This is a genomic window from Candidatus Thioglobus sp. NP1 (genome assembly GCF_003326015.1).
GTDB classification, from domain to species: domain Bacteria; phylum Pseudomonadota; class Gammaproteobacteria; order PS1; family Pseudothioglobaceae; genus Pseudothioglobus; species Pseudothioglobus singularis_A.
This window is the reverse complement of record NZ_CP023860.1, coordinates 1,070,785-1,097,270: the sequence shown is the minus strand read 5'-3', so window position 1 is coordinate 1,097,270 and position 26,486 is coordinate 1,070,785. Positions and strand designations below refer to the sequence as shown.

At 36.6% G+C, this 26,486-nt stretch carries 29 protein-coding genes and 1 tRNA gene; 14 read left to right on the top strand and 16 right to left on the bottom strand.

Features of this window, described 5'->3' with window-relative positions:
- Positions 1–150: 150 nt before the first annotated feature.
- Genes CRN91_RS05665 through CRN91_RS05645 form a run of 5 tightly spaced genes read right to left on the bottom strand, consistent with a single transcriptional unit; the run spans position 151 to position 5,441 of the window.
- Complete coding sequence (locus CRN91_RS05665; RefSeq protein ID WP_114115469.1) at positions 151–930, bottom strand: alpha/beta fold hydrolase; 780 nt, start codon at positions 928–930, stop codon at positions 151–153.
- A gap of 29 nt (positions 931–959) precedes the next feature.
- A complete protein-coding gene (locus CRN91_RS05660) occupies positions 960–1,976 on the bottom strand; it encodes an LLM class flavin-dependent oxidoreductase (protein ID WP_114115468.1) in 1,017 nt (338 codons plus the stop codon).
- Between the two features lie 52 nt (positions 1,977–2,028).
- Positions 2,029–2,214, bottom strand: a complete 186-nt coding sequence (locus CRN91_RS05655; RefSeq protein WP_114115467.1) for a hypothetical protein — start codon at positions 2,212–2,214, stop codon at positions 2,029–2,031.
- Positions 2,214–2,351, bottom strand: coding sequence for a DUF2256 domain-containing protein (locus CRN91_RS05650; protein WP_114115466.1), 138 nt, complete (start codon positions 2,349–2,351; stop codon positions 2,214–2,216). Before CRN91_RS05650 ends, CRN91_RS05655 begins: the two co-directional genes overlap by 1 nt.
- A 33-nt stretch (positions 2,352–2,384) precedes the next feature.
- Positions 2,385–5,441: an efflux RND transporter permease subunit gene (locus CRN91_RS05645; RefSeq protein WP_114115465.1), complete on the bottom strand. Its 3,057-nt coding sequence runs from the start codon at positions 5,439–5,441 to the stop codon at positions 2,385–2,387.
- A gap of 126 nt (positions 5,442–5,567) precedes the next feature.
- Between CRN91_RS05645 and CRN91_RS05640 the strand changes: the two genes are divergently transcribed.
- From CRN91_RS05640 to djlA, 3 genes are read left to right on the top strand one after another with little or no spacing between them, the layout of a single operon-like run.
- Positions 5,568–6,494, top strand: a complete 927-nt coding sequence (locus tag CRN91_RS05640; RefSeq protein WP_254424920.1) for a nucleoside phosphorylase — start codon at positions 5,568–5,570, stop codon at positions 6,492–6,494.
- A gap of 17 nt (positions 6,495–6,511) precedes the next feature.
- The gene (locus CRN91_RS05635) at positions 6,512–6,907 is read left to right on the top strand and encodes a toxin-antitoxin system YwqK family antitoxin (protein ID WP_114115463.1); all 396 of its coding nucleotides are present in this window, start codon (positions 6,512–6,514) and stop codon (positions 6,905–6,907) included.
- A 32-nt stretch (positions 6,908–6,939) separates the two neighbouring features.
- Entirely contained in the window at positions 6,940–7,719 is a 780-nt protein-coding gene (gene djlA, locus CRN91_RS05630; protein WP_114115462.1) for a co-chaperone DjlA, read from the top strand.
- Here the strand turns inward: djlA and CRN91_RS05625 are convergent, their stop codons facing one another.
- Both CRN91_RS05625 and CRN91_RS05620 read right to left on the bottom strand, forming a co-directional pair.
- Positions 7,720–7,911 (bottom strand): TIGR03643 family protein, encoded by a 192-nt coding sequence (locus tag CRN91_RS05625; RefSeq protein WP_114115461.1) that lies wholly within the window; start codon positions 7,909–7,911, stop codon positions 7,720–7,722. It abuts the gene before it with no gap.
- A 16-nt stretch (positions 7,912–7,927) separates the two neighbouring features.
- On the bottom strand, positions 7,928–8,935 hold the full coding sequence (locus CRN91_RS05620) for a YeiH family protein (RefSeq protein WP_114115460.1): 1,008 nt from the start codon (positions 8,933–8,935) through the stop codon (positions 7,928–7,930).
- A 97-nt stretch (positions 8,936–9,032) separates the two neighbouring features.
- On the opposite strand from CRN91_RS05620, the gene CRN91_RS05615 reads away from it, so the two are divergent.
- The 10 genes from CRN91_RS05615 (at position 9,033) to CRN91_RS05570 (ending at position 19,221) form a co-directional block, all read left to right on the top strand.
- Positions 9,033–11,330: a molybdopterin-dependent oxidoreductase gene (locus tag CRN91_RS05615; protein ID WP_114115459.1), complete on the top strand. Its 2,298-nt coding sequence runs from the start codon at positions 9,033–9,035 to the stop codon at positions 11,328–11,330.
- A gap of 29 nt (positions 11,331–11,359) precedes the next feature.
- The gene (gene ehuA / locus CRN91_RS05610) at positions 11,360–12,136 is read left to right on the top strand and encodes an ectoine/hydroxyectoine ABC transporter ATP-binding protein EhuA (protein WP_114115458.1); all 777 of its coding nucleotides are present in this window, start codon (positions 11,360–11,362) and stop codon (positions 12,134–12,136) included.
- Positions 12,137–12,277: 141 nt separating this feature from the next.
- Entirely contained in the window at positions 12,278–13,120 is an 843-nt protein-coding gene (ehuB, locus tag CRN91_RS05605; RefSeq protein WP_114115457.1) for an ectoine/hydroxyectoine ABC transporter substrate-binding protein EhuB, read from the top strand.
- 111 nt (positions 13,121–13,231) lie between these two features.
- Positions 13,232–13,900: an ectoine/hydroxyectoine ABC transporter permease subunit EhuC gene (gene ehuC, locus CRN91_RS05600; RefSeq protein WP_114115456.1), complete on the top strand. Its 669-nt coding sequence runs from the start codon at positions 13,232–13,234 to the stop codon at positions 13,898–13,900.
- Between the two features lie 2 nt (positions 13,901–13,902).
- Positions 13,903–14,565: an ectoine/hydroxyectoine ABC transporter permease subunit EhuD gene (ehuD, locus tag CRN91_RS05595; RefSeq protein ID WP_114115455.1), complete on the top strand. Its 663-nt coding sequence runs from the start codon at positions 13,903–13,905 to the stop codon at positions 14,563–14,565.
- Positions 14,566–14,596: 31 nt separating this feature from the next.
- Complete coding sequence (locus tag CRN91_RS05590; RefSeq protein WP_114115454.1) at positions 14,597–14,905, top strand: hypothetical protein; 309 nt, start codon at positions 14,597–14,599, stop codon at positions 14,903–14,905.
- On the top strand, positions 14,902–16,473 hold the full coding sequence (locus CRN91_RS05585) for a Re/Si-specific NAD(P)(+) transhydrogenase subunit alpha (RefSeq protein WP_114115453.1): 1,572 nt from the start codon (positions 14,902–14,904) through the stop codon (positions 16,471–16,473). The genes CRN91_RS05590 and CRN91_RS05585 overlap by 4 nt, the downstream gene beginning before the upstream one ends.
- Positions 16,474–16,484: 11 nt before the next feature.
- Positions 16,485–17,918 (top strand): NAD(P)(+) transhydrogenase (Re/Si-specific) subunit beta, encoded by a 1,434-nt coding sequence (locus CRN91_RS05580; protein WP_114115452.1) that lies wholly within the window; start codon positions 16,485–16,487, stop codon positions 17,916–17,918.
- A 178-nt stretch (positions 17,919–18,096) separates the two neighbouring features.
- Positions 18,097–18,759, top strand: coding sequence for a peroxiredoxin (locus CRN91_RS05575; protein ID WP_114115451.1), 663 nt, complete (start codon positions 18,097–18,099; stop codon positions 18,757–18,759).
- Between the two features lie 90 nt (positions 18,760–18,849).
- Positions 18,850–19,221, top strand: a complete 372-nt coding sequence (locus CRN91_RS05570; protein WP_114115450.1) for an S-adenosylmethionine decarboxylase — start codon at positions 18,850–18,852, stop codon at positions 19,219–19,221.
- Positions 19,222–19,254: 33 nt separating this feature from the next.
- On the opposite strand, the gene CRN91_RS05565 is transcribed toward CRN91_RS05570, so the two are convergent.
- The 4 genes from CRN91_RS05565 to metG form a co-directional block, all read right to left on the bottom strand.
- Positions 19,255–19,488 carry a helix-turn-helix transcriptional regulator gene (locus CRN91_RS05565; RefSeq protein ID WP_114115449.1) on the bottom strand — a complete coding sequence of 78 codons (234 nt, stop codon included), beginning with the start codon at positions 19,486–19,488 and terminating at the stop codon, positions 19,255–19,257.
- A gap of 24 nt (positions 19,489–19,512) precedes the next feature.
- Complete coding sequence (locus CRN91_RS05560) at positions 19,513–19,923, bottom strand: phosphate-starvation-inducible protein PsiE (RefSeq protein WP_114115448.1); 411 nt, start codon at positions 19,921–19,923, stop codon at positions 19,513–19,515.
- A 150-nt stretch (positions 19,924–20,073) separates the two neighbouring features.
- Positions 20,074–20,161: transfer RNA gene (locus tag CRN91_RS05555), tRNA-Ser, on the bottom strand.
- A gap of 14 nt (positions 20,162–20,175) precedes the next feature.
- Positions 20,176–21,816, bottom strand: a complete 1,641-nt coding sequence (metG, locus tag CRN91_RS05550; RefSeq protein ID WP_114115447.1) for a methionine--tRNA ligase — start codon at positions 21,814–21,816, stop codon at positions 20,176–20,178.
- 90 nt (positions 21,817–21,906) lie between these two features.
- Here metG and apbC point away from each other — a divergent pair, with 90 nt between their 5' ends.
- Positions 21,907–22,989: an iron-sulfur cluster carrier protein ApbC gene (gene apbC / locus CRN91_RS05545; protein WP_114115446.1), complete on the top strand. Its 1,083-nt coding sequence runs from the start codon at positions 21,907–21,909 to the stop codon at positions 22,987–22,989.
- Positions 22,990–23,001: 12 nt separating this feature from the next.
- Here apbC and fdx read toward each other — a convergent pair whose 3' ends face one another.
- Genes fdx through iscU form a run of 5 tightly spaced genes read right to left on the bottom strand, consistent with a single transcriptional unit; the run spans position 23,002 to position 26,473 of the window.
- The gene (fdx, locus tag CRN91_RS05540) at positions 23,002–23,340 is read right to left on the bottom strand and encodes an ISC system 2Fe-2S type ferredoxin (RefSeq protein WP_114115445.1); all 339 of its coding nucleotides are present in this window, start codon (positions 23,338–23,340) and stop codon (positions 23,002–23,004) included.
- 15 nt (positions 23,341–23,355) lie between these two features.
- Entirely contained in the window at positions 23,356–25,203 is a 1,848-nt protein-coding gene (hscA, locus tag CRN91_RS05535) for a Fe-S protein assembly chaperone HscA (protein WP_114115444.1), read from the bottom strand.
- Positions 25,204–25,214: 11 nt separating this feature from the next.
- Positions 25,215–25,730 carry a Fe-S protein assembly co-chaperone HscB gene (gene hscB / locus CRN91_RS05530; protein ID WP_114115443.1) on the bottom strand — a complete coding sequence of 172 codons (516 nt, stop codon included), beginning with the start codon at positions 25,728–25,730 and terminating at the stop codon, positions 25,215–25,217.
- Positions 25,731–25,763: 33 nt separating this feature from the next.
- The gene (iscA, locus tag CRN91_RS05525) at positions 25,764–26,087 is read right to left on the bottom strand and encodes an iron-sulfur cluster assembly protein IscA (RefSeq protein WP_114115442.1); all 324 of its coding nucleotides are present in this window, start codon (positions 26,085–26,087) and stop codon (positions 25,764–25,766) included.
- Positions 26,088–26,092: 5 nt separating this feature from the next.
- Positions 26,093–26,473 carry a Fe-S cluster assembly scaffold IscU gene (iscU, locus tag CRN91_RS05520; RefSeq protein WP_114115441.1) on the bottom strand — a complete coding sequence of 127 codons (381 nt, stop codon included), beginning with the start codon at positions 26,471–26,473 and terminating at the stop codon, positions 26,093–26,095.
- Positions 26,474–26,486 lie beyond the last annotated feature (13 nt).

The following is a 26,486-nucleotide window of genomic DNA, read 5'->3' as shown; positions in this document are numbered from 1 at the left end:
CCTGAGATTATTTTTTGCAAACTTAATGGCTGCAATTGATAAATTTGATTCAAAATTCTTCTCCCTTATAATTATTTTTAATAATAAAAATCCGAATATTACAGTTCAATTATAACCCTGTTTTATTACTAAGATCTTATAAGTAATTGATTAAATTGGATTTTTAGATAGAAGGAATTTATAGACTTGTTGTGCCACTTGATCTGGAGCTTCAATTAGGAGTGAGTGCTTATAATCTTTTAGAATGCATAATTCAGAATTTGGTAATTCTTCTGCAATAAGTTTGTTAAGTCTGGGACTGCAACCCCCATCATTCTCTCCAGTAAGAACAAGACAAGGTTTAGTTACAAGATTTAACCATGGTGACATTTCTGTTTCCGCATAGATACGAAAGACCTCTAAAAAGACCTCTGGATTAGTATCGAGTACTTGTTGTAAACGTGACTCAACAGCAATAGAGTTTTGTTCGATAAAGTCATCAGTAAACCACCTATTGGTCAGAGTGCCAAGGATTCGCTCAATACCCTTTTCATGCATACTCTTAAGAACTGCATTGACTTTACTTTTATCATCTTCAGTTCTAAATGCTGCGGTACTTAAAAGTGATACTGAGAGAGTTTGTTTAGGATAGTTCAAAGCATATAAAGGCCCAATCATGCCGCCTAATGAATGACCAACAATATGCATTTTTTTGATATTAAGCTGACGCCTGATTACCTCAACATCGTTAACTAAATCCTCTAAGCTATATGGAAACTCTCCAGTTGGAGAATCACCGTGACCTCTTAGGTCGTAACTGACACAAGTGAAGTCACTTTCTAAATGTTTAATAACTGAATTCCATGTTGATTTGCTGGCACCAATCCCATGAACAAAGATAATGCATGGTCCAGTGCCAGTTACTGAGTAATTACAATTTACGCTAGCCATTGCTATTAGATTGACATTTAAAAATCAAGCTATACATTATGAAAATGGGGCATCACTTCTTCAGCAAAACGCTGAATATTATCAAGAGTTTCAGATTGCTCAGCACCAAAATTCATATTCAAAATAACTCGATCTATTCCTAAATTGGAGTAGACGCCCAGTTCATCAATCATTTGCTGAGGTGTGCATATTAATAGACTCTGATCAAGCTCTTCAATCGTCTGTGTCCGAGGCAGTGATTTAATCATACCATTCTCAACTATACCGGGACCTGTATAGACATTATCAAAGCGACTGTAATAATCGTGCGCCTGTTCAACTTTCTTCCAGCGATCTTTTGGATTGTCAGAGACAAAAGCTACTCGAGACAATGACAAGGATAAATCCTTACCCTTTTGACCCATTTCAGATTTTGCATTATTAAAGCTATCCACCTGATCCACCAATAGTTGATGATTTCCGGCTAGTGGTGTTGTCAAAATATGAAAACCACGTTTCGTACAATGGTAAATTCCCTCAGGATTCATGACTGCCATCATCAAGTTTGTTTGTCGAACAGGACGCGGCATAATGGTTATTGGATCGAATTTGTAATATTTGCCATCCCAGGAGACCTCTTCTTGGCTCAGTAGTGCTTGTAAGACATCTAAGGATTCATTGAATTTTTCCTGTGTTTCTGACATTGGCAAGCCTAAGCGTTCAATTTCATACTCAAAAGCTCCACGTCCAACCCCTAGCATGAGACGTCCCTCAGTAAAAATATCTGCTACAACAACCTCACCAGCATAAGTCCTCATGTCATGGATTGGAAGAACAGTAATCGAGGTAATAATCTTAACGTGATCGGTATGAGCTGCAATCTTCACTGCAAACTGTAAAGGCGCTGGCATTAACAAAATATTCATGAAGTGATGCTCAGTAACAGAAACTGCATCATACTTAAGTTGATCTGCTAAAACTGCCTGCTCGAGCATATCTCCATATAGGTGGTCTCCACCATATGATTTATCAGGATAATAGGCTGATAATTGAAGACTAAAGTCCATTTTATGATTTGCCTAAGTAATTAAGTCAGAAATTATAACTCAAAAAATATAGTTAAGAAATAGGCTCTATGGCATTTTCTTCTTTCATTAGAATTGGCCGCCCATCTGCAGTATTTAGTGGAATAATTTTTCCTTTGTATCTTGCACAAAGTGTAGGTGCATTTTGTTTATTTTTTCCTAAGTTAACCTCTAAATCAACCAACACTAATTCTGCATCTAAAACCTCTAATACTTTCATTATCTATCTCCTTGTTCCTTTTGTTTATTTCGACGACATCTTTCACTACAATAAAGAACATTGTCCCAGTCTTTCCTCCACTTCTTTCTCCAAGTGAAGGGCTTTCCACAGGTTTTACAGTCCTTCTCTTGTTTCATTAATTACAAGTTTTATTGATATCTTAATTTGAATTAAGCTTCAGTTTTTAAAATTTTATTTTTTATCTTAATTAACCAGTTAGATATATCTAAGTTCATTGAATAGAGGCATGGAAGAAGTATTAAAGTTACAAAAGTACCAAACAGCAAACCATATCCCAATGCCATTACCATTGGTTGTAAGAATGCGTCCTTACCCCCAAAACCATATATAAGTGGCAGAACTCCTGCAAGCGTTGTAAGAGTCGTTAATACTACTGCTCTTAGCCTATCCTTAGCTCCCGCTGCAATCCACTGGATAGAAGTACTACTCTTATCCTGACTTTTCTTAATGAAATTAAGGTGACTTATCATGACTAATGAGTCATTTACCACAACTCCCACCAGGGCTAAGACTCCCAATAAAACAAAGAAACTAAATGTTTCAGAGTGAAAGAAGAAGGCCCAGACAACGCCAATCAAAGCAAAAGGAATACTAAGAATCACTAATATTGGTTGCGAGTATGAATTAAAAAGAAGTGCTATTAACATGTATATTCCAAAGACAGCAAAACCGAGCGCCAAAGAGAAGTCACTCAAAGCTTCTTTTGCTTCTAAAGAGCTTCCACCCTCTATGGCACGAACTTCAGGAAAATTATTAATTAAATCAAGATCATCAAGTGCTCTTTTTGATACAGATTGAGCAGTAGTTATTGCATCTTCAACCGCCGCACTTACCTTAACAACACGCTCACCATTTAAATGCTTGAAATTTGGATCTCCTGGAGTTTCCGCAACACTTGCAAATTGAGCCATTGGAATCATTCTTCCTTGGTTATTTCGGATAGAGGTTTTGGTAATATAGTCATCAGAATAATTACTATCACCAAGATACATCTTTACGTTTAGGCTAGTATTATTAAAATCAACATCAGAGACATCCATCCCAGAGTAAATGGTTCTTAAGTGGCTGTATACCTGCTGGTATTGAATTCCTAATCTTGCCATTGACTCGTAATCTAATAGAACTTCTATACGATTTTTACTTAAATCATCGTCACGATCAATGTCACTTACACCATCATAGCTATTAAGAATTTTTTCAAGTTCATCAACTGCTGCTTGGCGCTGCGCATCATTACTTCCAATTAAACTTAGCTCGATATCAAGTGCTCCACGTGGACCACCCCTATTTGTCCTAAAATTAATCCTTGAAACACCCTCAATAGCTTTTGTTTCTGCCTTTAGAATCTCAATAATTTCTTTGGCAGTAATTGCACGATCATTAGCTGGAATCAAAGTTATAGCAATTGATGCTCGATTAGATCCTCTTGATCCAATTGTGCTTGTAAAAAAGTCTAGGTTTGAGCCCACTTTATCGATAATAATCTTATCAATTTCAATAATGGACTGCTCTGTTGTCTCAACTGGCGTTCCAAGAGGGGCTTGTACTCTTATATTTATTGAATTTGTGCCACTTGATGGCCACTGGATATAACTAATCTCTTTAAATCCGATATAAGCACTAAAAGCCAAAAGTGCAATAAACAGGCTAAGAACTATAAAGCGCCACCTAAGAATTACTACTAATACTTTTTCAAACCATCTCTCGACTGACTTAAACCATGTTTTTGGTTTATTAACTTTATTACCAGACATGTGGGCTGGTAAAGCAACGCTCACCTCAAGAAATGAGAAAGCTAATGCACAGATAACAGTAATAGGGAGTATGTATATAAATTTACCAGTTGTACCACTCACTAATAGAACGGTTGATATTGCAAGGACAGTAGTTAAAATAGTTGTAATAACAGGCATGATGACTCTTTTGAAGCCATCAACAATATTTTGATAGACATCACCCCCCTTCTCTTTATAGTGGTGAATACTCTCAGCTATGATGATGCTATCATCAACAACAAGTCCTAAAACTAGCACCATTCCTATCGTTGAAATTAAATTAATAGTTTCACCTATGAATCCCAAAAAAGCCACTGTCCCTAAAAGTGTTACAGGAATACTTACAGCAACCCAAAATGCAGTTTTTAATGATAAAAACAACCCCAAAACTACCATTATTAGGACTAGCCCTACTAGGGCATTATTCATCACGATACCGAGTCGATTGGATACTGGCTTTGATCTGTCATCAGTAACAATTAGATTAAGTTCTGAAGGGTATGAATCTTTAAGGACATCTAAAGACTCTCTTACTTTTTCGATCGTTCTAATTACGTCTGCTTTTTCTGTTTTTGTGACCTTAAGAATATAGCCCTTAGTCCCATTAATGCGGGTGATAGTGTTGAAGCCAATCTCACCCTCATCTATCGAAGCAATGTCTTTTAATAGAATTGTTGGCCCATCAAAGCTTGACTTTACAACAACATTCTCCAAAGACTCCATAGTTTCATATTCAGAGATAATAACTATATTTTTTTGACTCCTGCCTTGATTATTATCGCCAATAGCAGAACGAATATTTTGATCCGCGATGACACTTCTTACTTGGTCAAAAGAGAGTTGGTATTGTAGTAGCTTTTCTGGATTAATTCTTATTTGCACCTCTCTCTCTGAATCTCCACTCATGTTTACGCCTGCAACACCATCAATCAAAGATAGATTTTTCTCAATATTATTAGCAATAGCTTTGGCAGTTTCAATACTGATTTCATCGCCTCCAATAACTATTGTCAAGATGGGCCACTCAGAACTCGTCCTATCAACTACCAGTGGGTCATTAGCATCTTCAGGTAAATCTTCTATTTCGTTAACTGCTTCAGAAATACTATTCTTCACCTCTTGAATATCATCAACACCTTCTTCAATTTCAATATTGATACGAGACGAACCCTCAGATGATGTAGAAGTTAGTTCTTTAATTCCATAAATTCCCTTAATCTTATTCTCAATGACATTAGTAATATTTTTCTCAACACCCCTTGGTGAAGCGCTTGGATAAGAAGTATTAATCGAGAGCCGATCAAATTCAATAACTGGGTAAGTATCACGCTGAATTTTTTGCAGGGTCATAAAGCCCAACACAACAATTGACAATGTAAATAGTAGAGCGAGTTTTTTTTGACGTACAAGAAAATTTAAAAAAGAGTTCATAAAGACACCTAATAAACTAAAACAAGAAAACGCTATGATACTTTACACTTAAAGCATAAATTTAAATTTAACTCAGACTAAAATATACAGCATATTAATTATGTTTTAAATACAATAAAGTTCATAATGAAAAAATCTGAAATCGTCATTATTAATCAGCGGCTCTATCATCTTGGTTTAAAAAAAGGTCAGCTTGCAGACAATGTCTTTATTGTTGGTGATCCAGCACGTGCAATAAGAGTCTCTAAAGAGTTTGATTCGATTCAGCATGAAATTTCAAATAGAGAGTATTTAACGTTTACCGGCACTTACAAGGACATTCCAGTTTCCGTAATTGGCACAGGTATTGGCACAGATAATGTTGAAATCGCACTGGTAGAAGCTTTCATTGAGCATGAATTTGACTTTGAAAGTAAGACAAGAAATATCAAATGCAATCCTATGACTTTTATTAGACTTGGAACTTCTGGTGGTGTTCAGTCAGATATCAATCCTGGCTCACAGGCAATAGGGTCATACGCTCTTGGCCTTGATAATACGGGTATCTATTTTGATGAGCCTGCAGAAGATTCTACAGTTGAAAGAATTGAGCAGTCTGCTAATAAAATATTGAATGAGGCTATTCCTAGTCAATCAAGATTCAAAGGGAAGCTAATTCCCTACGCATCTAAAGCTTCAATGGAAGTAACTAAGGCATTGACAAACCAAGCTTCAAAACTTGGCGTTGAATACAAGGTAGGTATCACCTCTTCCTCACCCGGGTTTTACGGTCCATCTTCGCGTCATATTGAGGGCCTAAAAAATACATTTCCAGATATAAAGGGTAGCCTTTCAAAGATTGATATTGATGGCTTAAAGGTTCTAAATATGGAGATGGAATCCAGTCTATTTTTTCACTTATGTGCCCAAATGGGTTACCGTGCTGGCACAATTTGTACGGTCATTAGTGGGCCAACAACAAGTGCTGCGGTTATAGACTATGACAAAGCAATTGATAACACAATTGCAATTGGTTTAAATGCGTTGGTAGAATTACATAAAGATCAAACTTAACAACTCTGGGGTAAGTTATGTCAAAAGATGATAATAAAAGTGGATTGCATACTGAATATTTAGATAACGGTATGAGGATGGAGTCTAATTATAAAGATGGTATGAAGCATGGAAGAGAGATATACTGGTATGCTAATGGTCAGCAGGCATCCGAAGGTTCTTACGAAGATAATATGCTTGAAGGAACATTAACTTATTGGTATGAAAATGGACTGAAGGCATCAGAGGGCTTTTATAAAGATAATAAACTTGAAGGAACTCTAAGAGCCTGGAATGAGGAAGGCCAAATTGAATCTGAGCAAGACTATAAAAATGCACTCCTTAATGGTAAATCTATTTTCTATGAAAATGGTGTAAAAACGAAAGAATATGTTCTCAAAGATGGCAATATTGAAGGTAAGATTAATGACTAATCTTTTTGTAAAAATAAGATAGAGGATTAATTATGAGTTGGTGGAAAACAGTTTTAGGTGGCACATTGGGTTACATGATTGGTGGACCTCTAGGAGCTATGCTTGGTGTTGCGTTTGCTGGAAATATCTCTAGACGGAGCTCTAGTTTTGGCGGCTCTTCTGGAAATTATGGGCCAGGCAATCAGCAACGTGTTCAAGCAGCGTTCTTTAGTAGTGTATTTTCAGTCATGGGATATATTGCTAAAGTTGATGGCAAGGTATCAAAATCTGAAATCATCATGGCTCAGCAAGTTATGGAGCAGATGCAACTATCAGAGGAAATGCAAAAAGTTGCAAAAGAGCTCTTTAATCAAGGCAAAGATAATAGTTTCAACTTAGATGAAGTTTTAGATCAATTCCGAGCTGAAAGTCATAGGCGAACTCATTTAATTCGTATGTTCTTAGAGATTCAAATTCAAGCCTCATATGCAGATGGTGTCTTTGATAATAAAGAGCATGAAGCTTTAAAATACATCGCTCAAAAGCTTCGCTTTCCTATTCATGAGCTTGAAAACCTTATTCAGCAATTTTCAGCTGCTCGAGGAGGTGCTAACAAACTAAATATTGATGATGCCTATGGAATTCTTGGTATTGATAAAGATCTTACAGATAAAGAACTCAAAAGAGCCTATCGAAGACTATTAGCCCAGCATCATCCTGACAAATTAGTTGCTAAAGGCTTGCCAGAAGAAATGATCAAGGTAGCTAATGAAAAAACTCAAGAAATTATTAGTGCTTATGAGCTCATTAAAAAGCACAGAGGAATGCGCTAATTAGTCTCTAGATTTCTTTTGCTTTTCTTTAATCCAGCGCACTCTTTTTCGCCAAAGCCTATAAGAGCCTGGTTTCAGATTTTTTTGCATTATGCGTTTAACTTCAGGCTCTTTAATGCCAAACTCTCTTTCAATATCTGAGAAAGTTGCTTCATCACTCCAGGCCATTTCTATTAGTGCATTAACATTCATTACTCTATTACCTTAATTATATGAACTCAGTAGAAACAGCAAGCACTGCAATCCCCAGTAGAGCAATAGTTTGCAATACCATTAGTAGAATTGATCTTCCACCCAACTCCATCATCGATTTAAGTGAAGTAGAGACACCCAATCCAGCTATTGCAAAAACTAAAAACCATTGAGATACATTAGCAAGAAAACCTGTAATTAAAAGGGGGATATAACCACTTGAATTAACCACAAGGCACAACGCAAAACCAAGCGCAAACCATGGAAAGGCTTTAGAACTAATTGTCCTTGATTCATCATCGCCCTTTAATAGAACTGCTATTAGAATAACAATAATTGGTAGCATTGAGATTCTCAGTAATTTAATAAAAGTGGCCACATCCCCAGCTTCATTTGATACCGCATAGCCAGCACCAACCACTTGCGCTACATCATGAATGGTTGATCCAATGAGAATACCAATTTCAATATCATTAAAATCTGCTACAGTAAATAAAATTGGATAAGTGATCATTGCAAAAGTTGACAAGGCTGTAACACAGACAACAATAAATAAAGTATCACGATGCCTTTCTTTCCAGTTTGGAAGGACTGATGCTACAGCAAGGGCTGCAGCCGCACCACAAATAGAAACAGCACAAGCAGTTAAAAGTGCAAAAAGATATTTTCTTCCCATTAATTTTGCGATTAGCCAACTAATAGCAATAGACGATATAACTAAAATTGGAACGAGTAATAATACATTTGTACCGAGACCTAAAATTTGATCTAGGGTAACTCTAAAGCCTAATAATGCAACACCAAAGCGTAATATTTTCTTACTTGAGAATTCAATACCTGGCGCACAACGTTCATCACTAGCTAGAAAGTTAAATGCAATACCAATAAGAAGCGCAAATAGCATCACTGGCGCTTTATAGTGAATACTCAGAAAACCAGCTGCAGCAGCAATAGTTCCAACAACAATTAGACCTGGAAAAAGTAAGTTAAATCGATTGTTTAAGTCATTGAATTGTGAATACATAAATAGTGTTATTTAGGTCAAATATTACGGCGAATCATTCTAACTTAAAATGAGTTAAAATTAGAGTAATTTAGAAATAAAAACTCGATTAATTTTAATGTCAAATTTCATAAGTACGCACTGGGGAACTTATAAATTTTCAGTAGACAAAAATCAAAAATTAAGCTTAACTAATTGGGAGTCAGACCCCTCTCCAACCGAGTTTGGTTTAGGTTTAGCTGATGCAGCGACAGATGACCTTAGAATTAAGCAGCCGCATGTTAGAAAAGGTTGGCTAGAAAATAAAGGCAAAAGTGATGGTAGAAGGGGTCGAGATAACTTTATTCCTGTTAGCTGGGATGAGGCATTAAAGCTAGCATCTGATGAGTTATTAGAAACTAAAAATAAGTTTGGTAATTCAGCAATTTATGCTGGATCTTATGGTTGGGCAAGTGCTGGTCGTTTTCATCATGCTAAAAGTCAAGTAAATCGTTTCTTTAATTTATTTGGTGGTTTTAGCTCATCTTTTCAAAGTTATTCATACGCTGCAGCTCAGACCCTCTTGCCTCATATAATAGGTTTAGATTTGTACTCAACCCTAGAAGAGCATACCACTTGGGATGCCTTATCTGAAGAATGTGAGTTAATAGTAATGTTTGGAGGAATGCCCCTAAAAAACTCTAAAGTTTCAGCTGGAGGCGTAGGCAAGCATGTTACTAAAGAAGGTATAAAGAAATGCTATGATAATGGGATTGAGTTTATCAACATTAGCCCTCTTATAGATGATGCACCAGAATTTTTAAATGCCAAACAAATTCCTATAAGGCCAAATACTGATACTGCTTTAATGTTGGCTCTTGCCTATATATTGATTAAAAATAATACGTATGATAAAAAATTTATAATTAAGTATACGGTTGGGTTTGACAGTTTTTCTGAGTATGTTTTAGGTAATAAAAATAATCAAGAATGTAGTCCTGAATGGGCATCAAAAATTACAAATATCCCAGTAAAGAAAATTTATGAATTAGCAGATCAAATAATATCAAAAAAAACTATGATTTCATTATCTTGGAGTCTTCAACGTGCATCATGTGGCGAACAACCCTTATGGATGGGGATTACCCTTGCAGCCATGTTAGGTCATATAGGAACAGCAAGTGGCGGCTTTGGATTTGGTTATTCTAGTGTAAATAGTACAGGTGATTCTTTCAATAGAATGCCGTGGCAAAGCTTACCTCAGGGTAAAAATAAGATAAGAGATTTTATTCCAGTTGCTAGAGTGACTGATATGTTGGAAAACCCAGGAGGTGAGTTTGATTATGATGGGAAAAAACTCACTTATCCTGACATAAAATTAATTTATTGGGCAGGCGGTAACCCCTTTCATCATCATCAAGATTTAAATAGACTTGTTAAAGCTTGGCAAAAACCTAATACCATTATTGTTAATGAAATATGGTGGAATTCTCAAGCTCGACATGCTGATATTATCTTTCCAGCCAATACTGCTTTAGAAAGAAATGATTTAATGTTAAATCCAAGGGACCCTACACTCATTGCAAATAAAAAAGCTATGGAAAGCTTTCATAATTCAAAAAATGATTATGAAATATTTTCAGGTTTAGCAAAAGAACTTGGTTTTTTAGAAGCATTTACAGAAAACAAAGATGAATTAGATTGGATTAAATTTATATGGGATAGTAGCTCAAAAGCACACCAGCGAAAAGATGTAAGTTTTCCAAAGTTTGAAGATTTTTGGGAAAAGGGTTTCTTTGAGCTCCCAAAGCCAGAAACTGAAAAAGTTATGCTCAATGATTTTAGAAAAGACCCAAACAAATTTCCGCTGAATACCCCTTCAGGAAAAATAGAAATATCTTCTGAAACGATAGCTAATTTTGAGCTAACAGATTGTTTTTCTCATCCCTATTGGTTCGAACCCTATGAGTGGCTAGGAAACGCTAATAAATATCCTTTACACTTAATTTCTAATCAACCAAAGCACAGACTTCATGGTCAGCTTGATAATGCACCTGGTAGCTTGGACAGCAAAATAAATGGCAAAGAACCTGTAATGATTAATTCATTAGATGCGTCAAACAGAGATATTAAAAATGGGGATATTGTTATGTTATATAATGCACGTGGAAAAGTTTTAGCTGGTGCCAATATTTCTGATAATGTGATGCCTGGAGTTGTTGTCTTATCTACTGGAGCATGGTTTGATCCAGATTATGATTTAGAACTAGAGAAACATGGAAATCCTAATGTGTTGACTAAGGATGTTGGGACCTCTTCTTTAAGTCAAGGACCAACTTGTCATACAACTTTAGTGGAACTGAGGAAAGCAAACAAAAAGGAAATTTCTGAGGTTAGTATTTTTAAAAGCCCAGAAATGCTTAGCAAAAGGTCTTAAAAAAAATAACTAATTACAAATTAAAGCTAATGAAAAATATTATACAATTCGAAAATGTTTCAAAATCTTTTGGTGACTTGCAAGTTTTAAATAATTTGAACCTAGAGGTTAAGGATGGCGAAAAACTTGCCCTAATTGGCCCCAGTGGCTCAGGCAAGACTACAATTTTGAGAATTTTAATGACCTTAGAGACTATCGATGATGGCTTTGTTTCTGTCAACGGTGAATATCTATGGCATGAAAAAAATAATGGAAATATTGTTCCTGCTTCTGAAAATCACTTGCATAAAATGCGTGATCATATAGGTATGGTATTTCAGCAGTTCAACTTATTTCCTCATCTGACAGCTATTGAAAATGTCAAACAACCCCAAATTTTAATAAAGAAAAAAACTGATGCTGAAGCTAAAGAAAAAGCTGAAGAGCTGTTTAATTTAGTTGGCCTTGGTGATAAAAAAGATCAGTATCCCCATCAATTATCAGGAGGGCAGCAGCAACGAGTAGCAATCGCTAGAGCTCTCGCAATGGATCCTAAGATTATGTTATTTGATGAGGTCACTTCAGCTTTAGACCCAGAGCTTGTCGATGAGGTATTAACTGTACTTCGTAAATTAGCTTCTGATTCAGACACTACTATGCTGACGGTTACCCACGAAATGAATTTTGCTCGTGAATTTGCTGACAGAGTTCTATTTTTTGACTCAGGTCAGATTGTTGAATCAGGCAAACCTGATAGTATTTTTTCAAATCCAAAAAAGAAAAGAACCAAAGAGTTTCTTAAGAAATTTATAAATAATGTTAATTAGTTAGTTAGTTTTTTTTTGATTAATGGGTCATATCAAACCACTCTTTTTCATAATACGAAATAAAAACCCAATATATCTGTTCACATGCCATATGTTGGTGTTAGAATGAATTTTCATAAATAACAATTAAAGGAGAACTTTATGAAAAAAATCATTTCGATTTTTACCTGTTTTTTTCTTGTTTTAGGTCTTGCACAAACATCGTCTGCAGAATCTGATACATTAAAAAAACTTAAGAAACAAGGTTATGCAACCGTTGCTGTAGCTAATGAGCCACCATACAGTGACATCAAATCTGATGGCTATGTAACTGGTGCTGCACCAGATGTTGCACGTGCAGTTTTAGCAGTTCTAGGTGTTCCAGAATTAAGAGCTGAAGTTATTATGTATGGTGCTATGATTCCTGCTCTACAAGCAAGAAGAGTAGATATGGCAACTTCTGGTCTTTATATTAAACCTGGTAGATGTGAGTCAATCATTTATTCAGAGCCTGACTTATGTGGAGCGGAAGCTTTTGCAGTTCCAGTAGGAAATCCAAATAATCTTCTAACTTATGAAGATATTGCTGCTAATCCAGCTCTAAAGATGACTACTTGTGCTGGTTGTGCTGAAGAGAAGTATGCTTTAGAGCGCGGTGTAAGTGCTGACCAGATTGTATATTTTGATGCACCTCCAAGTGGTATTAAAATGCTACAACAGGGTAGAGTTGATGTATTCGCTTTATCAGGTCTAGGTACAGCAGATCTACTGAATAAAACTAATGATCCAAACCTAGAATTGATAATGCCTGTTACAGGTGTTCCAATGGGTTGTGCTGGTGCGGCATTCAACAAGGATGATTTAGAGTTTAGATCTGAATATAACATGGCTTTGGCTATGTTAAAGGCTACTGGTGAATTTGCAGCGATTATTGAGCCTTATGGCTTCTCTGCAGAGGCAACTGCTAGTAAATCCTACTTGACTCAATGTCCTGATGGAATGTAAATTTATTTGAGAATTAAATCTTTGTTAACGCTTAAGAAGATTTGTCTTGAATATATTTAACCTAATCTGCCCTGTATTTTTACAGGGCAGATTTTTTTAGAGTTTTTTTTTATGAATGAAGTCTTAGAGTTTTACCCAATACTGATTAAAGGAACAATCACAACAGTGCAATTGACAGTGTTAGGGGCAATCTTAGCACTTATTGTTTCATTTATTGTTGGGCTTTCAAGAATATCTTCATTCAAAGCTGTAAGAGTAATAGCAATTGTTTACTTAGAATTTTTTCGTGGTAGTTCAGCCCTCGTTCAAATGTTTTTTATTTATTTTGTGTTACCAATGTGGGGCATATATTTTGATGCCATAACTGCCGGTGTTATTGCATGTGGGCTTAATGTTGGTGCTTATGGATCTGAAGCTGTTAGAGGAGCTATACTTGCTGTTAGCAAGGAGCAACATGAAGCAGCTAAAGCTTTAAATTACTCAGTTTTAAAGAAATATAGATACGTCATTATTCCTCAAGCAATCCCAATTATGATTCCTACATTTGGAAATCTACTTATTGAGCTGATGAAATTAACGGCAGTTTGCTCTCTTATTACAATTTCAGATCTTACTTTTATGGCTCAAATAATTAGAGTTCAGACAGCTTTAACTTTAGAGCCATTTCTATTAATACTTATTATTTATTTTGTTATTGCTACGATCTTAGTGCAGATTGTAGATCTGATAGCTAAAAAGTTTTCTAAAGGTAGAAACATTATGAATGCAGGAGACAAATAGTCATGGAATGGAATTGGGATCATGCATACGCAGTCTTACCTCAACTTCTTAAAGGTTTAGTAATTACAATTGAAGCTACGATTGTTGCTTCATTGATTGCTTATATTTTAGGTTTAGCAATAGCTATTCTTAAAATGTCTAAAAGTAAAGTAACACGAGTAAGCTTATATTGGATTACTGAGTTTGTTAGAAGAACACCAATCCTGGTTCAGCTATACGTTGTATTTTATGTTCTACCTGACTTTGGAATTTTCCTTGAAGCCTTTACATGTGGCGTCATTGTATTAGGTGTTCACTTTAGCACATACACTTCTGAAGTTTTTAGGGCGGGTATTGAAAATGTTTCTAAAGGTCAGTGGGAAGCTGCAAAGTCACTAAACTATAACCCATATCAAGCTTGGAAGCATGTTATATTACCTCAAGCAATCCCTCCTATGATTCCTCCACTTGCAAATTATTTAATTACAATGTTTAAGGAGACTCCGTTATTAGCATTCATAACAGTAGTTGAATTGTTCAGAGCAGCGGATCAATATAGTAATAGTTATTACACCTATCTCGAACCTATGACTCTGGTTGGCGCATTCTTTTTGATTGTGTCTATTCCATCTGCAATGCTAGCAATGAAGTTAGAGAAGAAATATAAGCAAGTAAAAGTAGCCTAAAAAGCTCTTAGGTATTATTTATTGATTAAGTATGCGTGTTTTCCAAGTCCACTTCTTATTGAGCAATGATGGAAAAGAGCTCCATGATGATAAAACTATGCTTGACGTGGCTGCCAAAGATATGGAAAATCTAGTTGAAATTCTTATTAAAGATGTTTCAATCTCTGAAAGATTAGCATTTTTAATTAAGGGAAAGCTTGTATTTGATACATACGAACCTATTCAGATTTCTGAGTTTCATATGAGACAAAGATATGGTAATGAGCCTTTAGAAATAGATAGAGACAGAGAGCCCAATACTCTTTGGACTGATGAAAATTATATAGGACAAAAATTATGAAAATTGGAGCCCTCAAAGAGATTTCTACAGGTGAGCTGCGCGTTGCACTAACACCTGATAGCGCTGTTCAGTTGCAAAAGCTTGGCCATGAATGTCTTATTGAAAAAGGCGCTGGTCAAGCAGCAGGTTTCAATGATGAGCAATATAAAGCTGTGGGTGTTGAAATTTCTACTAATGCTGCAGATCTCTCTGAGGCGAGTGATGTTATTGTTAAGGTTAGCCCACCAAACAAAGTTGAGATTGAAAAACTTTCCAGCTCCAAGACGTTAATTTCCTTTTTCTATCCTGGTGCTAATGAGGAGTTGATGGAACTAGCAAAGTCTAGAAAAGCCAATGTGATTGCTATGGACATGGTGCCACGAATTAGCCGTGCCCAGAAAATGGATGCCCTTTCATCAATGGCCAATATCTCGGGCTATCGAGCTGTGATTGAAGCTAGTAACAATTTTGGCCGTTTTTTTACTGGTCAAATGACTGCTGCAGGTAAAGTTCCGCCAGCAAAAATCCTAGTAGTTGGTGCCGGTGTTGCTGGACTTGCTGCAATTGGTGCTTCAACCTCCCTTGGTGCAATAACCTATGCCTTTGATGTCCGCCCAGAAGTAGCTGAACAGGTCGAATCTATGGGGGCTAAATTTATATTCCTTAATTTTGCTGATGATGAGGTTGATAGCTCATCAACTGGTGGTTATGCAGCAGTATCTTCACCAGAATTCACTGCTGCACAATTAGCTAAGTTTCTTGAGATTGCCCCAGAGATGGATATTGTCATCACTACAGCCTTGATCCCTAATCATGAAGCACCTGAGCTATGGACTAAAGATATGGTTGAAAGCATGAAAACAGGCTCAGTAATTATTGATCTAGCTGCTGAAAAGGGTGGAAATTGCAAGTTGACTGTTGTTGATGAACGCATTGTGACAGACAACGGCGTTATTATAATTGGCTATACAGATTATCCAAGCCGCATGGCTGCCCAAGCTAGTATGCTCTATGCTAGTAATATTCGTCATATGATTACAGATTTAACTCCTGAAAAAGATGGAGTAATTATGCATGATATGGAAGATGATGTAATTCGGGGTGCAACTGTCGTGCACAGCGGTGAGATAACTTATCCACCCCCTCCTCCTAAAGTTCAAGCTATTGCGACTCCTCCAAAAGAGAGGATTCCAGAAAAAACAACTGAAGAAATACGTGCTGATGAAATTTCAGCTTTTAAAAAACAAACCAAAACTCAAGTTATACTGCTGGCAGTTGGTGGCGCCCTGATGTTCCTAGTTGGAAGCTACGCACCCGCTAGTTTTATGCAGCACTTTATTGTCTTTATTTTGGCTGTTTTTGTTGGTTTTCAGGTTATTTGGAATGTTAGCCACTCGTTACATACCCCTCTGATGGCTGTAACTAATGCTATTTCATCGATTATAATTTTGGGAGCAATCCTTCAGATAAGCTCAACGAGCTCTCTAGTGGTCATACTTGCTGGTATTTCAGTGTTTTTTGCTGGAATCAATATATTTGGTGGCTTCCTTGTAACAAGGCGCATGCTTGCCATGTTCCAGAAATCATAAGGGGAGCTGTTATGGGATTGGGCTTTACTTCCGCTGTTTATGTTCTTGCAGCAATCTTGTTTATTTTATCGCTTGGTGGGCTTTCTGGACAGGAAAGCTCAAAACGAGCTATTTGGTATGGCATTGTTGGAATGGCATTAGCTGTTACTGCAACGCTATTAGGACCTGGGCTTGGACTATGGTGGCTCTCACTTATTCTTATTACTGCTGGAGGCTTAGTAGGTTATCAATTGGCATCAAAAGTCGAAATGACTCAAATGCCAGAACTCGTTGCTGGCATGCACGCACTTGTTGGACTAGCTGCAGTATTTGTCGGTTTTAATACACATTTTGAGCTTATTAATATTGCCTCATTGGATGATGCAGTTAAGAAGACACTAGAGGGTTTTTCAGCATTACTTGCCAAAAAATCAGATGTTGAGATTAATATTCTGCGAGTTGAGACATCCTTGGGTATCTGGATCGGTGCTGTTACATTTACAGGCTCTGTGATTGCCTATGCTAAGCTTGCAGGCAAAGTAACTACCGAAGCTACCAAATTACCTGGTGGTCACTTTCTTAATGCTACTGCAGCTGCTGTGTCCTTATTATCAGTGGTTTGGTATTTAAACTCTGGTGAATTATTGTCAATGGTGATTTTGACAATCATGGCTTTATTCATTGGTTATCACCTGATTATGGGCATTGGTGGAGCAGACATGCCAGTTGTTGTATCAATGTTGAACTCCTATTCTGGTTGGGCAGCGGCAGCAATTGGATTTAGTCTTGGGAATGACCTTTTGATTGTTGTTGGAGCATTGGTGGGTTCATCAGGTGCTATCTTATCTTATATCATGTGTAAGGCGATGAATCGATCTTTTGTAAGCGTAATTCTTGGTGGCTTTGGGGGTAAATCTGGCCCTCAAATGGAAATTAATGGTGAGCAAATAACTATTGATACCGACGGCGTAGCATCAGTATTGAATGATGCTGATAGTATTATAATAATCCCAGGATATGGTTTGGCTGTTGCTCAAGCTCAACAAACAGTTTCTGAATTATCTAATAAGTTAAGAGCTCAGGGGAAAAATGTACGCTTTGCTATCCATCCAGTTGCAGGTCGTTTACCGGGTCATATGAATGTGCTTCTTGCCGAAGCACGGGTGCCATATGATTTTGTTATGGAAATGGAGGAGATCAATGATGAATTTCCAGATACCGATGTTGCTATCGTAATTGGATCCAATGACATTGTTAATCCTGCTGCGCAAGATGACCCCAATAGTCCAATTGCAGGGATGCCAGTTTTGGAATGTTGGAAGGCTAAAAACGTATTTGTCTTGAAACGTGGACAGGGTACGGGCTATTCTGGCATTGAAAACCCATTATTCTTTAAGGAAAATACAAGAATGCTTTACGGCAATGCGAAAGATTCTCTCGACAAACTCTTACCTATGATCGACTGATTAATGAAATAGTTTTATACTCAGCCTTATTAAAGATAGTTCTTGCACTAAATAATGAAGACTTTATAAAATAAAATATAAGCACTAAAATGAACTACAAATTGCTATAATCTTAGTTGTAAATAAATTAAATTAATTTATTTTAAATTTATATTAAAAAAATCAAAAAAGGAAAAAAATGACGTTAAAAATAAACAGCATAGCTCCAGATTTCAAAGCCAAAACTCAAGAAGGAGATATATCTTTTCACGATTGGCTTGGAGATAGTTGGGGAGTATTATTTTCCCACCCAAAAGACTTTACACCAGTTTGTACAACTGAGCTTGGTGAATTGGCTAAGATGAAACCTGAGTTTGACGCAAGGAATGTAAAGGTTATTGGTTTAAGCGTGGATCCAGTTTCTGATCATATTAAGTGGTTAGACGACATTAAAGACGTATCAGGAATTAAGCCAACTTATCCAATTATTGCTGATGAGAAATTGGAAGTTGCAAAACTCTATAATATGTTGGAGGAGGATGCGGGAGTTGAATCTATGGGACGTACCGCAGTTGATAACCAAACAGTTAGAACTGTTTTTATTATTAGACCAGACAAAAGAATTGGATTATATTTAACCTATCCAATGGCAACAGGAAGAAACTTTGATGAGATATTGAGAGCTATCGACTCGATGCAATTAACACTCACTCATAAAGTTGCTACTCCAGCGAATTGGAACAAAGGTGAAGATGTGATTATTGTTCCTGCTGTTAAAGATGAAGAGGCTAAGAAGTTATACCCAAATGGTTGGAAAACTTTAAAGCCTTATTTAAGAAAAGTTCCAGACCCTTCTAAATAGAAATTTTATTTAATAGCAAAAAATAGCAAACTTGGGATATTTGGGAGTGGAGCTAATACAAAGAATTTTGCTAGTTAAGAATAGGGTTAAATGACTGTCCAACACAAACATCTAATTGTAAGAGCAGAAGTTAGAAAACCCCCTACTGACCAAAAGTGGGCTCATACCTGGTTGACAGAATTAGTTTCAAAAATTGGGATGCAAATATGTCAAGGACCGATTACAACATATTTAGATATACCAGGTAATAGAGGTTTGACTGGTTTAGTTATTATTGAGACATCTCATATAGCTCTGCATTGTTGGGACGAGACAGATCCAGGCTTATTACAGCTGGATGTTTATACTTGTGGCGAGCTTCCTGCAGATATTATATTTGAAGAAATTAAACAGTTTGACCCTGTTAAAGTTGAATATAAGTTTTTAGATAGAGAGGATGGTTTAACTGAAATTGAGTTGTAAAGTATTAACTGTACTTTAAAAAAAATACGATTATTAACTAAATAAATCATCAATGGCTTTGCCAATTTCACCGAAGAATCCTTGCTCATTATGGAGCTCTTCCTTCTCCTTTTTTAGCCATTGTTCAATGTCACTCTTAAACCATCTATTGCTTCTTTCATATTTCTTAGGTGGTGGAAATTGACCATCTTTAATCATTTGGAATAACTTAGTTTTTTTAAAACCCACAATCTCACATACTTGTTTTTCTGTTAGTAGCTTATCCATATTGTTTTTGATATTCAAAGAACTCTAACTTAATAACTCCTTTTGTTTCTTCTTTTCTAAACTTAGTTTTTCTTTAGCACTCATAACATAGGCTGCTCCTGCTAATAAAACGATAGCACCTGCTTCTGCTATTAATACCCAAGGGTCAGCATCTTTACTGTGTAATATAATCAATCTACACAATGCCGTCATTGCAATAATAAGTGGCAGTGTTACTGGTATTCTATTACTAATATAATAAGTACCAACCATGCCTACAATTTCTGTATAAATGAATAGCAAAAATAAGTCTGCTAGTTCAATATTTTGCAGCAACCACATACCCCATACTTCGTTGGCAGCGGCTAAAACAGTCAATATACCTATGCCACCAAGCATTAGTTTTTCTGTAACTGTTGTAGTCCAATGTAGCCTTTCGTTTAACTTATCTTTCATTATGTTCTATTACCTATTAATGCAAAAGATGGAATTATAACTCAGTTTAAGAAAGAACCATTAAAAACCTAGATAAGAATCATCACCAATTTAATTATATACTTTATCTACACTTATTAAATCTTAGTAAGACATACTAAGAACTTAGTTTGGTGGAGGAAATGGGATTCGAACCCATGAAACCGTTAGGTTTACACGCTTTCCAAGCGTGCGCGATCGACCACTCTGCCATTCCTCCTGAACTATTGATTTTTACCCTTTGGACGATTCAACCATCGCCTCGATTTGCTCATCCTCAATACGAGTCATTAAAGGCTTAAACTTATTAATTTGATGACTCAAAAGGGGAGTTTTAACATCATCCCAATTAAGTGAATCTATATTAAGGAAGACTTCAGACTGTTTTGCCATTTCTGGAAGTACTGGTTTTAGATAAGTCATTAACACTCTAAATAAATTAATAGCAAGTGAGGTTATTTCATGGACTTCTTGCTCCCTACCCTCTTCTTTTATTAGCTGCCAAGGCTTCTTGTCATCTATGTACTGATTTGCTTTATCCGCAAGCTTCATAATTGAGCGCATAGCGTGTCCAAAGTTTCTAGCCTCATAATGTTGAGCAATTTCACTATTAGCAGCCACAAACTCATCATAGAGGTCTTGTTCTATACACAGACTCGATAGCTCTTTCTCAAACTTCTTAGTGACAAAGGATGCACTCCTTGAGGCAATATTGACAACCTTGCCGACTATGTCTGAATTAACACGCTGCTTGAAGTCTTCTAGGTTTAAATCAATGTCATCGATCTTTGCTGATAGCTTATAGGCATAGTAGTAACGAAGACACTCTGGATTAAAAGAGTCTAGGTAAGTCCTTGCCTGAATAAAGGTTCCACGTGATTTGCTCATTTTTTGACCATTTACCGATAAGAAACCGTGAGCAAATATTGCATTAGGCGTTCTAAAGTTTGAGCCCATTAGAGTCGCAGGCCAAAATAGCGCATGAAAGTAAACAATATCCTTGCCAATAAAGTGATAAAGCTCAGTATCAGAGCCTTTAGCAAAGAAATCATCAAACTCAAGATCACTATTATCACAAAGCTTTTTAAAGCTTGCCATATAACCAATTGGTGCATCAAGCCAGACATAAAAATATTTATCTTCAGTACCTGGGATTTGAAAACCAAAATAGGGCTTATCTCTTGAAATATCCCACTGCTGAAGGCCTTGCTCAAACCATTCTGCTAATTTGTTGCTAACTTCATCCTGAAGATGCCCAGCATTTGTCCATTCCTTAAGTTGATCTTCAAACTGCGGCAAATCAAAGAAATAATGCTCAGAGTCCTTCTCAATTGGAATAGCACCAGAAACAACCGACCTGGCATTTTTAAGCTCTGTAGTTGAATAAGTTGCACCACATGCCTCACAATTATCGCCGTACTGATCATCAGCCCCACATTTAGGACATTCACCCTTAATAAATCGATCGGGTAGAAACATCTCCTTTTCAGGATCAAATGCTTGCGAAATAACGCGTTTTTCGATAAAACCTGAATCCTTAAGTCTGGAATAGATTAACTCTGAAAAATAACGATTCTCCTCTGAATGAGTTGAATGAAATTGACTAAAGTTAATATTAAAATCACTAAAGTCTGACTGATGTCTTTTGCTAACTTCAGCAATTAACGCTTCAGGCTCGATACCCATCTCATCGGCCTTAAGCATAATTGGTGTGCCATGGGCATCATCTGCGCATACATAGTGACATTCATGACCCTGCGTTTTTTGGAATCTAACCCAGATATCAGTCTGAATATATTCGAGCAGATGCCCTAAATGAATTTCACCATTAGCATAAGGCAGTGCAGAAGTAACAAGTATTCTTCGTTTACTCATAAGTTGTTATCAATTATCCGAGTATTATTAGGGATTGTAGAGATAGTTGTACGATAAAATAGCGTTATTTTACCGACTGAGGTCATCAAATTGACAAATTTCACTGAAGACAAAATTAAAAATATTCTTAGTACTGTCAAAGATATTCATACTGACAAAGATCTTGTAACCTCTGATAATGTTAAATCCATAACTATTGATGATGAGATAGTTAATGTTGAACTTCTTTTAAAGTATCCAGCCATCAATTATCATGAAGATCTTAAAGGCTCAGTTGAAGAAGCACTCTCAAAAGCTGGAGTGAACTATTCAAATATAACGGTTAAATCAAAAATTGCGACCTATGCTGTTCAGGGTGGCGTTGCAGCTTTACCAGGTGTTAAAAATATAATCGCAGTTGCCTCTGGAAAAGGCGGTGTTGGAAAGTCAACTACCGCTGTTAATCTGGCCCTCTCCCTGCAGTCTGAGGGTGCCCGAGTAGCCTTACTGGATGCCGATATCTACGGACCCTCTCAACCACGCATGCTAGGTGTTAAAGACCTTAGGCCCCAAGAGTCTACAGATGGTAATATGAAGCCAGTTATGGCTCATGGTCTGCAGACAATGTCTATTGGATTTTTGGTTGAAGAAGCCTCACCAATGGTATGGCGTGGCCCAATGGTTACGCAAGCTTTAGAGCAACTTTTAAAGAACACTGAATGGGACGATATTGATTATATGATTATTGATCTGCCACCAGGAACAGGAGATACACAATTAACCTTATCTCAAAAGATTCCAGTTAGTGGTGCCGTTATTATTACAACCCCTCAAGATATTGCACTAATTGATGCGCAGAAGGGCCTTGCTATGTTTGAGAAGGTTAATATTCCAATATTGGGTATCGTTGAGAACATGTCAATCCATATCTGCTCAAACTGTGATCATGCAGAGGAAATCTTTGGTCATGGAGGGGGTAAGCTTATGGCAGAGAACTCAAATACTAATTTTTTAGGCGCTCTACCTCTTCAAATAGATATAAGAACCGATGTTGATGAGGGTATTCCTAGTGTTGCTAGAGATCCAGATAGTAGAGTAGCAATGATGTATCAGGAGATTGGGCGAAAAGTTGCAGCAACTTTATCCCTTCAAAGTGAATCCGTTGGAGCCTTTCCTAAAATTACAATTGAGTAACTAGTTTTAGACTTAATGGTTTTCTGAAACTTGATTGATAGTGTATTTCGGGATTTCAATAACGATATCCTCTTCCGATAGAATTGCCTGACAAGAGAGACGTGAGTCTGGGTCAAGCCCCCAAGCTTTGTCCAATAAATCGTCTTCGATTTCATCAGACTCTTCCATAGTATCAAATCCCTCTCTGACATAGATATGACAGGTTGTACATGCATTTGACATCTCACAGGCATGTTCAATTTCAATACTATTATCTAATAATGCCCTACAGATACTATTACCAGTATCTGTTTCAATGACTACACCATCTGGACAGAATTCTTGATTAGGGAGGATAATTATTTGAGGCATATTGATATTTTAAAGTTATTCATTAAATTCATCAATGCTTCGACCTTGCATTGCACTCATTATTGATTTATTCATTCTCATTTCAACAAACTTTGAACTGACTTTCTCAAGATTTAATGTCGCATCCTTGATTAGAACTGAATCATCAGATTCAACAACTTTTGCCAGTTCGTCTCTTGAACTAATTATATTATTTAGCATGTTTTCATCTAGAAGACCTTTATCAGCCTCTAGGGCAGAATCTATAGCCTCAATTGTTCTATTTGCGTCAACTCTTTGCTCTTGAAGTTGTCTTAAAAGAATATCTTCCTGAGCAAATACTACAGAATCTTTGAGCATTTTTTCTAAATCTGAATCACTCAGACCATAAGAGGGTTTAATTACAATTTCAGATTTAACTCCAGATGTCTCTTCTTTTGCTGAGACTGATAGTAAACCATCTGCATCTACTTGAAACTCAATTAAGATACGTGCTCGTCCTGCAGCCATAGGTGGTATTCCCTTTAACTCAAAGCGTCCCAATGACCTACAATCCTTAGTTAATTCTCTCTCGCCTTGGAAAACATGGATACTCATCCCAGTTTGACTATCCTTGTAGGTAGTAAATTCCTGAGCTCGCGTTATTGGGATTGTTGTATTTCTATGAATTACCTTCTCTACAAGGCCACCCATAGTCTCCAGTCCCAAAGAAAGGGGTAAAACATCAAGCAATAAAACATCGTCCTTACTCTTATTTCCAGCCAGAATATTAGCTTGAATGGCAGCACCCTTTGCTACAACTTCGTCAGGATTAATTGAGCACAATACTGGTTTATTAAAGATCTTACTGACTCGATCCCTAACGAGTGACATTCTTGTAGAGCCTCCAACCATAATAACTTCTTTTACATCAGACAAATCAACCCCCGCATCTCTAATGGCTCTTTTTGTTAAAAGTAAAGTTTTTGAAATCAACTCTTCACTTAAACTCTCAAAATGAGTTTTTGAAATACTATAAGTATCGCCATTAACTAAAAAATCAGCACTATTTTTTGTTGTTAGTTCCTCTTTTGCTATTTTTGCAAGCTGCCTTATGGTTTGAATTTGAGTTGCTGATAAATTAGTTATATTAAGAGACTTTATGCAATCGTCAAATATTAGCTTGTCAAAATCATCACCTCCAAGATTGGAGTCACCTCCAGTGGAGAGTACTTCAAAAACCCCTTTATTAAAGCTCAGTATTGAGATATCAAAGGTACCGCCACCCAAGTCATATATGGCATGAATGCCTTCTTCACCTGACTCTAAGCCGTAAGCTATGGCAGCAGCAGTTGGTTCATTTATAAGCCTTAAGACATTAATACCAGAAATTTTTGCAGCGTCCTTTGTTGATTGCCTCTGAGCGTCATTGAAATAGGCGGGAACAGTAATAACAGCACCAACAAGATCGCCTCCAAGAGTATCTTCAGCACGTTTTTTTAATTCAGAGAGAATACTTGCAGAAATTTCTATGGCTGAGAGTTTACCTCTGGATGTTTGGAATGAAAAATTTCCACCAGAATCAATCAAATTATATGGGAGGTTTTCAATATTATCAGCCTCACTATAACTGATCCCCATAAAGCGCTTGATTGAGAAAATAGTATTTGTTGGATCACTTAAAGCAAATTTAATGGCCTTTTTGCCTATCGTTAATTTGCTTTGACCACAATGAACTACTGAGGGAAGCATGGCCTCATTATTTTTATCCAGAATAAGCTGAGTCTCCCCACTTATTACACTAGCAACTAGTGAATTAGTTGTGCCTAAATCAATTCCGCATGCTAAATTATGATGATGGGGAGCAGTTGATTGTCCGGGTTCTGAAATTTGCAATAATGCCATCTATCTAGCCCCTATAACCATTGATCCATCAAGCTATTAGCCTGATTATAAAGCTGGTCAAAAAACTTTAACTCTCTGACATCTTTTTTAATATGCATTGCGTCACTATTTTTCTCAAAAGCACTATAGATTGATTGAGATTTTTCATCAATCTTAAGTTTGATATTCTCAGTAAAATCATCCAAACCAAGGCTATCTTTAGACTCCTTAATAGCCTCAAGCTCTTCTCTAAGATCAATCTGTGATAACAAGAAATGTTCATCCATTACTGTATCTTTTTCATCAAAAGGGTCAACACCTTGAAGTTTAAGTAGATATTCAGCCCTATTTAGAGAGCTTTTTAAAGCTTTAAATGCTGAGTTTAGTAGAGAAGTATTTTGTAGTGCCTGAAGTTTTTCAGATTCACTTTTGGTTGCATACTGATCAGGATGAAATCTGGAGATTTCTTTTCTATATGCTTCTTTTAAAGCGACTTCATCAATAAAAAAAGAGGTTTCAAGATCAAATAACTCAAAATAATTTTGCATCAAGCTAGTCCCTCAAGAGCTGTTAAGAACTATCTATACGGTGAATGATTCACCGCAACCACATTCAGCCTTAGAATTAGGGTTGTTAAATTCAAAGCCCTCATTAAGCCCTTCTTTTTGGTAGTCAACCTCAGTACCATCTATATATATTAGGCTTTTAGCATCAACAATGACCTTGACACCCTTATCATCAAATAGTGTGTCGTCGTCATTCACTGTATCAACAAACTCCATGTTATAACCTAAGCCTGAACAACCAGTGGTTTGAACTGAAAGCCTAACGCCAACACCAGAACCTCGATTAGATAAATAATCGCTCATTCTTTTAGCAGCTTTTTCAGTTAACGTTATTGCCATAATTATTAGCTAGCTTTACTTTTTAAATCATTTATTGCTGCTTTAATTGCATCTTCAGCCAATACTGAGCAATGAATTTTTACAGGTGGTAATTCTAATTCTTCAACTATTTCAGTATTCTTAATCTGTGAAGCCTCATCAAGCGTCTTTCCTTTAACCCATTCGGTTAAAAGTGAAGATGAAGCAATTGCAGATCCGCAACCATAAGTCTTAAATTTTGCCTCTTCGATAACACCATCATCATTAATCTGGATTTGTAACCTCATTACATCTCCACATGCTGGTGCACCAACCATACCAGTACCTACATTAGAGGCATCTTTATCTAAGACACCAACATTTCTAGGATTTTCATAGTGATCTAGTACTTTCTTTCCATATGCCATAAATTACTCCGAT

Excerpts from the sequence above, each read along its gene's own strand:
- ehuD (WP_114115455.1), top strand. The coding sequence starts at position 13,903 with ATGGAATGGAATTGGGATCATGCATACGCAGTCTTACCTCAACTTCTT.
- CRN91_RS05580 (WP_114115452.1), top strand. The coding sequence starts at position 16,485 with ATGGGATTGGGCTTTACTTCCGCTGTTTATGTTCTTGCAGCAATCTTG.
- hscB (WP_114115443.1), bottom strand. The coding sequence starts at position 25,730 with ATGCAAAATTATTTTGAGTTATTTGATCTTGAAACCTCTTTTTTTATT.
- djlA (WP_114115462.1), top strand. The coding sequence starts at position 6,940 with ATGAGTTGGTGGAAAACAGTTTTAGGTGGCACATTGGGTTACATGATT.
- iscU (WP_114115441.1), bottom strand. The coding sequence starts at position 26,473 with ATGGCATATGGAAAGAAAGTACTAGATCACTATGAAAATCCTAGAAAT.
- CRN91_RS05560 (WP_114115448.1), bottom strand. The coding sequence starts at position 19,923 with ATGAAAGATAAGTTAAACGAAAGGCTACATTGGACTACAACAGTTACA.
- hscA (WP_114115444.1), bottom strand. The coding sequence starts at position 25,203 with ATGGCATTATTGCAAATTTCAGAACCCGGACAATCAACTGCTCCCCAT.
- CRN91_RS05625 (WP_114115461.1), bottom strand. The coding sequence starts at position 7,911 with ATGAATGTTAATGCACTAATAGAAATGGCCTGGAGTGATGAAGCAACT.
- CRN91_RS05660 (WP_114115468.1), bottom strand. The coding sequence starts at position 1,976 with ATGGACTTTAGTCTTCAATTATCAGCCTATTATCCTGATAAATCATAT.
- CRN91_RS05640 (WP_254424920.1), top strand. The coding sequence starts at position 5,568 with ATGAAAAAATCTGAAATCGTCATTATTAATCAGCGGCTCTATCATCTT.
- CRN91_RS05665 (WP_114115469.1), bottom strand. The coding sequence starts at position 930 with ATGGCTAGCGTAAATTGTAATTACTCAGTAACTGGCACTGGACCATGC.
- ehuC (WP_114115456.1), top strand. The coding sequence starts at position 13,232 with ATGAATGAAGTCTTAGAGTTTTACCCAATACTGATTAAAGGAACAATC.
- CRN91_RS05620 (WP_114115460.1), bottom strand. The coding sequence starts at position 8,935 with ATGTATTCACAATTCAATGACTTAAACAATCGATTTAACTTACTTTTT.
- iscA (WP_114115442.1), bottom strand. The coding sequence starts at position 26,087 with ATGGCAATAACGTTAACTGAAAAAGCTGCTAAAAGAATGAGCGATTAT.
- ehuB (WP_114115457.1), top strand. The coding sequence starts at position 12,278 with ATGAAAAAAATCATTTCGATTTTTACCTGTTTTTTTCTTGTTTTAGGT.
- CRN91_RS05570 (WP_114115450.1), top strand. The coding sequence starts at position 18,850 with ATGACTGTCCAACACAAACATCTAATTGTAAGAGCAGAAGTTAGAAAA.
- CRN91_RS05575 (WP_114115451.1), top strand. The coding sequence starts at position 18,097 with ATGACGTTAAAAATAAACAGCATAGCTCCAGATTTCAAAGCCAAAACT.
- CRN91_RS05615 (WP_114115459.1), top strand. The coding sequence starts at position 9,033 with ATGTCAAATTTCATAAGTACGCACTGGGGAACTTATAAATTTTCAGTA.
- CRN91_RS05635 (WP_114115463.1), top strand. The coding sequence starts at position 6,512 with ATGTCAAAAGATGATAATAAAAGTGGATTGCATACTGAATATTTAGAT.
- CRN91_RS05585 (WP_114115453.1), top strand. The coding sequence starts at position 14,902 with ATGAAAATTGGAGCCCTCAAAGAGATTTCTACAGGTGAGCTGCGCGTT.
- fdx (WP_114115445.1), bottom strand. The coding sequence starts at position 23,340 with ATGCCTCAAATAATTATCCTCCCTAATCAAGAATTCTGTCCAGATGGT.
- ehuA (WP_114115458.1), top strand. The coding sequence starts at position 11,360 with ATGAAAAATATTATACAATTCGAAAATGTTTCAAAATCTTTTGGTGAC.
- CRN91_RS05590 (WP_114115454.1), top strand. The coding sequence starts at position 14,597 with ATGCGTGTTTTCCAAGTCCACTTCTTATTGAGCAATGATGGAAAAGAG.
- metG (WP_114115447.1), bottom strand. The coding sequence starts at position 21,816 with ATGAGTAAACGAAGAATACTTGTTACTTCTGCACTGCCTTATGCTAAT.
- CRN91_RS05565 (WP_114115449.1), bottom strand. The coding sequence starts at position 19,488 with ATGGATAAGCTACTAACAGAAAAACAAGTATGTGAGATTGTGGGTTTT.
- CRN91_RS05650 (WP_114115466.1), bottom strand. The coding sequence starts at position 2,351 with ATGAAACAAGAGAAGGACTGTAAAACCTGTGGAAAGCCCTTCACTTGG.
- CRN91_RS05645 (WP_114115465.1), bottom strand. The coding sequence starts at position 5,441 with ATGAACTCTTTTTTAAATTTTCTTGTACGTCAAAAAAAACTCGCTCTA.
- CRN91_RS05655 (WP_114115467.1), bottom strand. The coding sequence starts at position 2,214 with ATGAAAGTATTAGAGGTTTTAGATGCAGAATTAGTGTTGGTTGATTTA.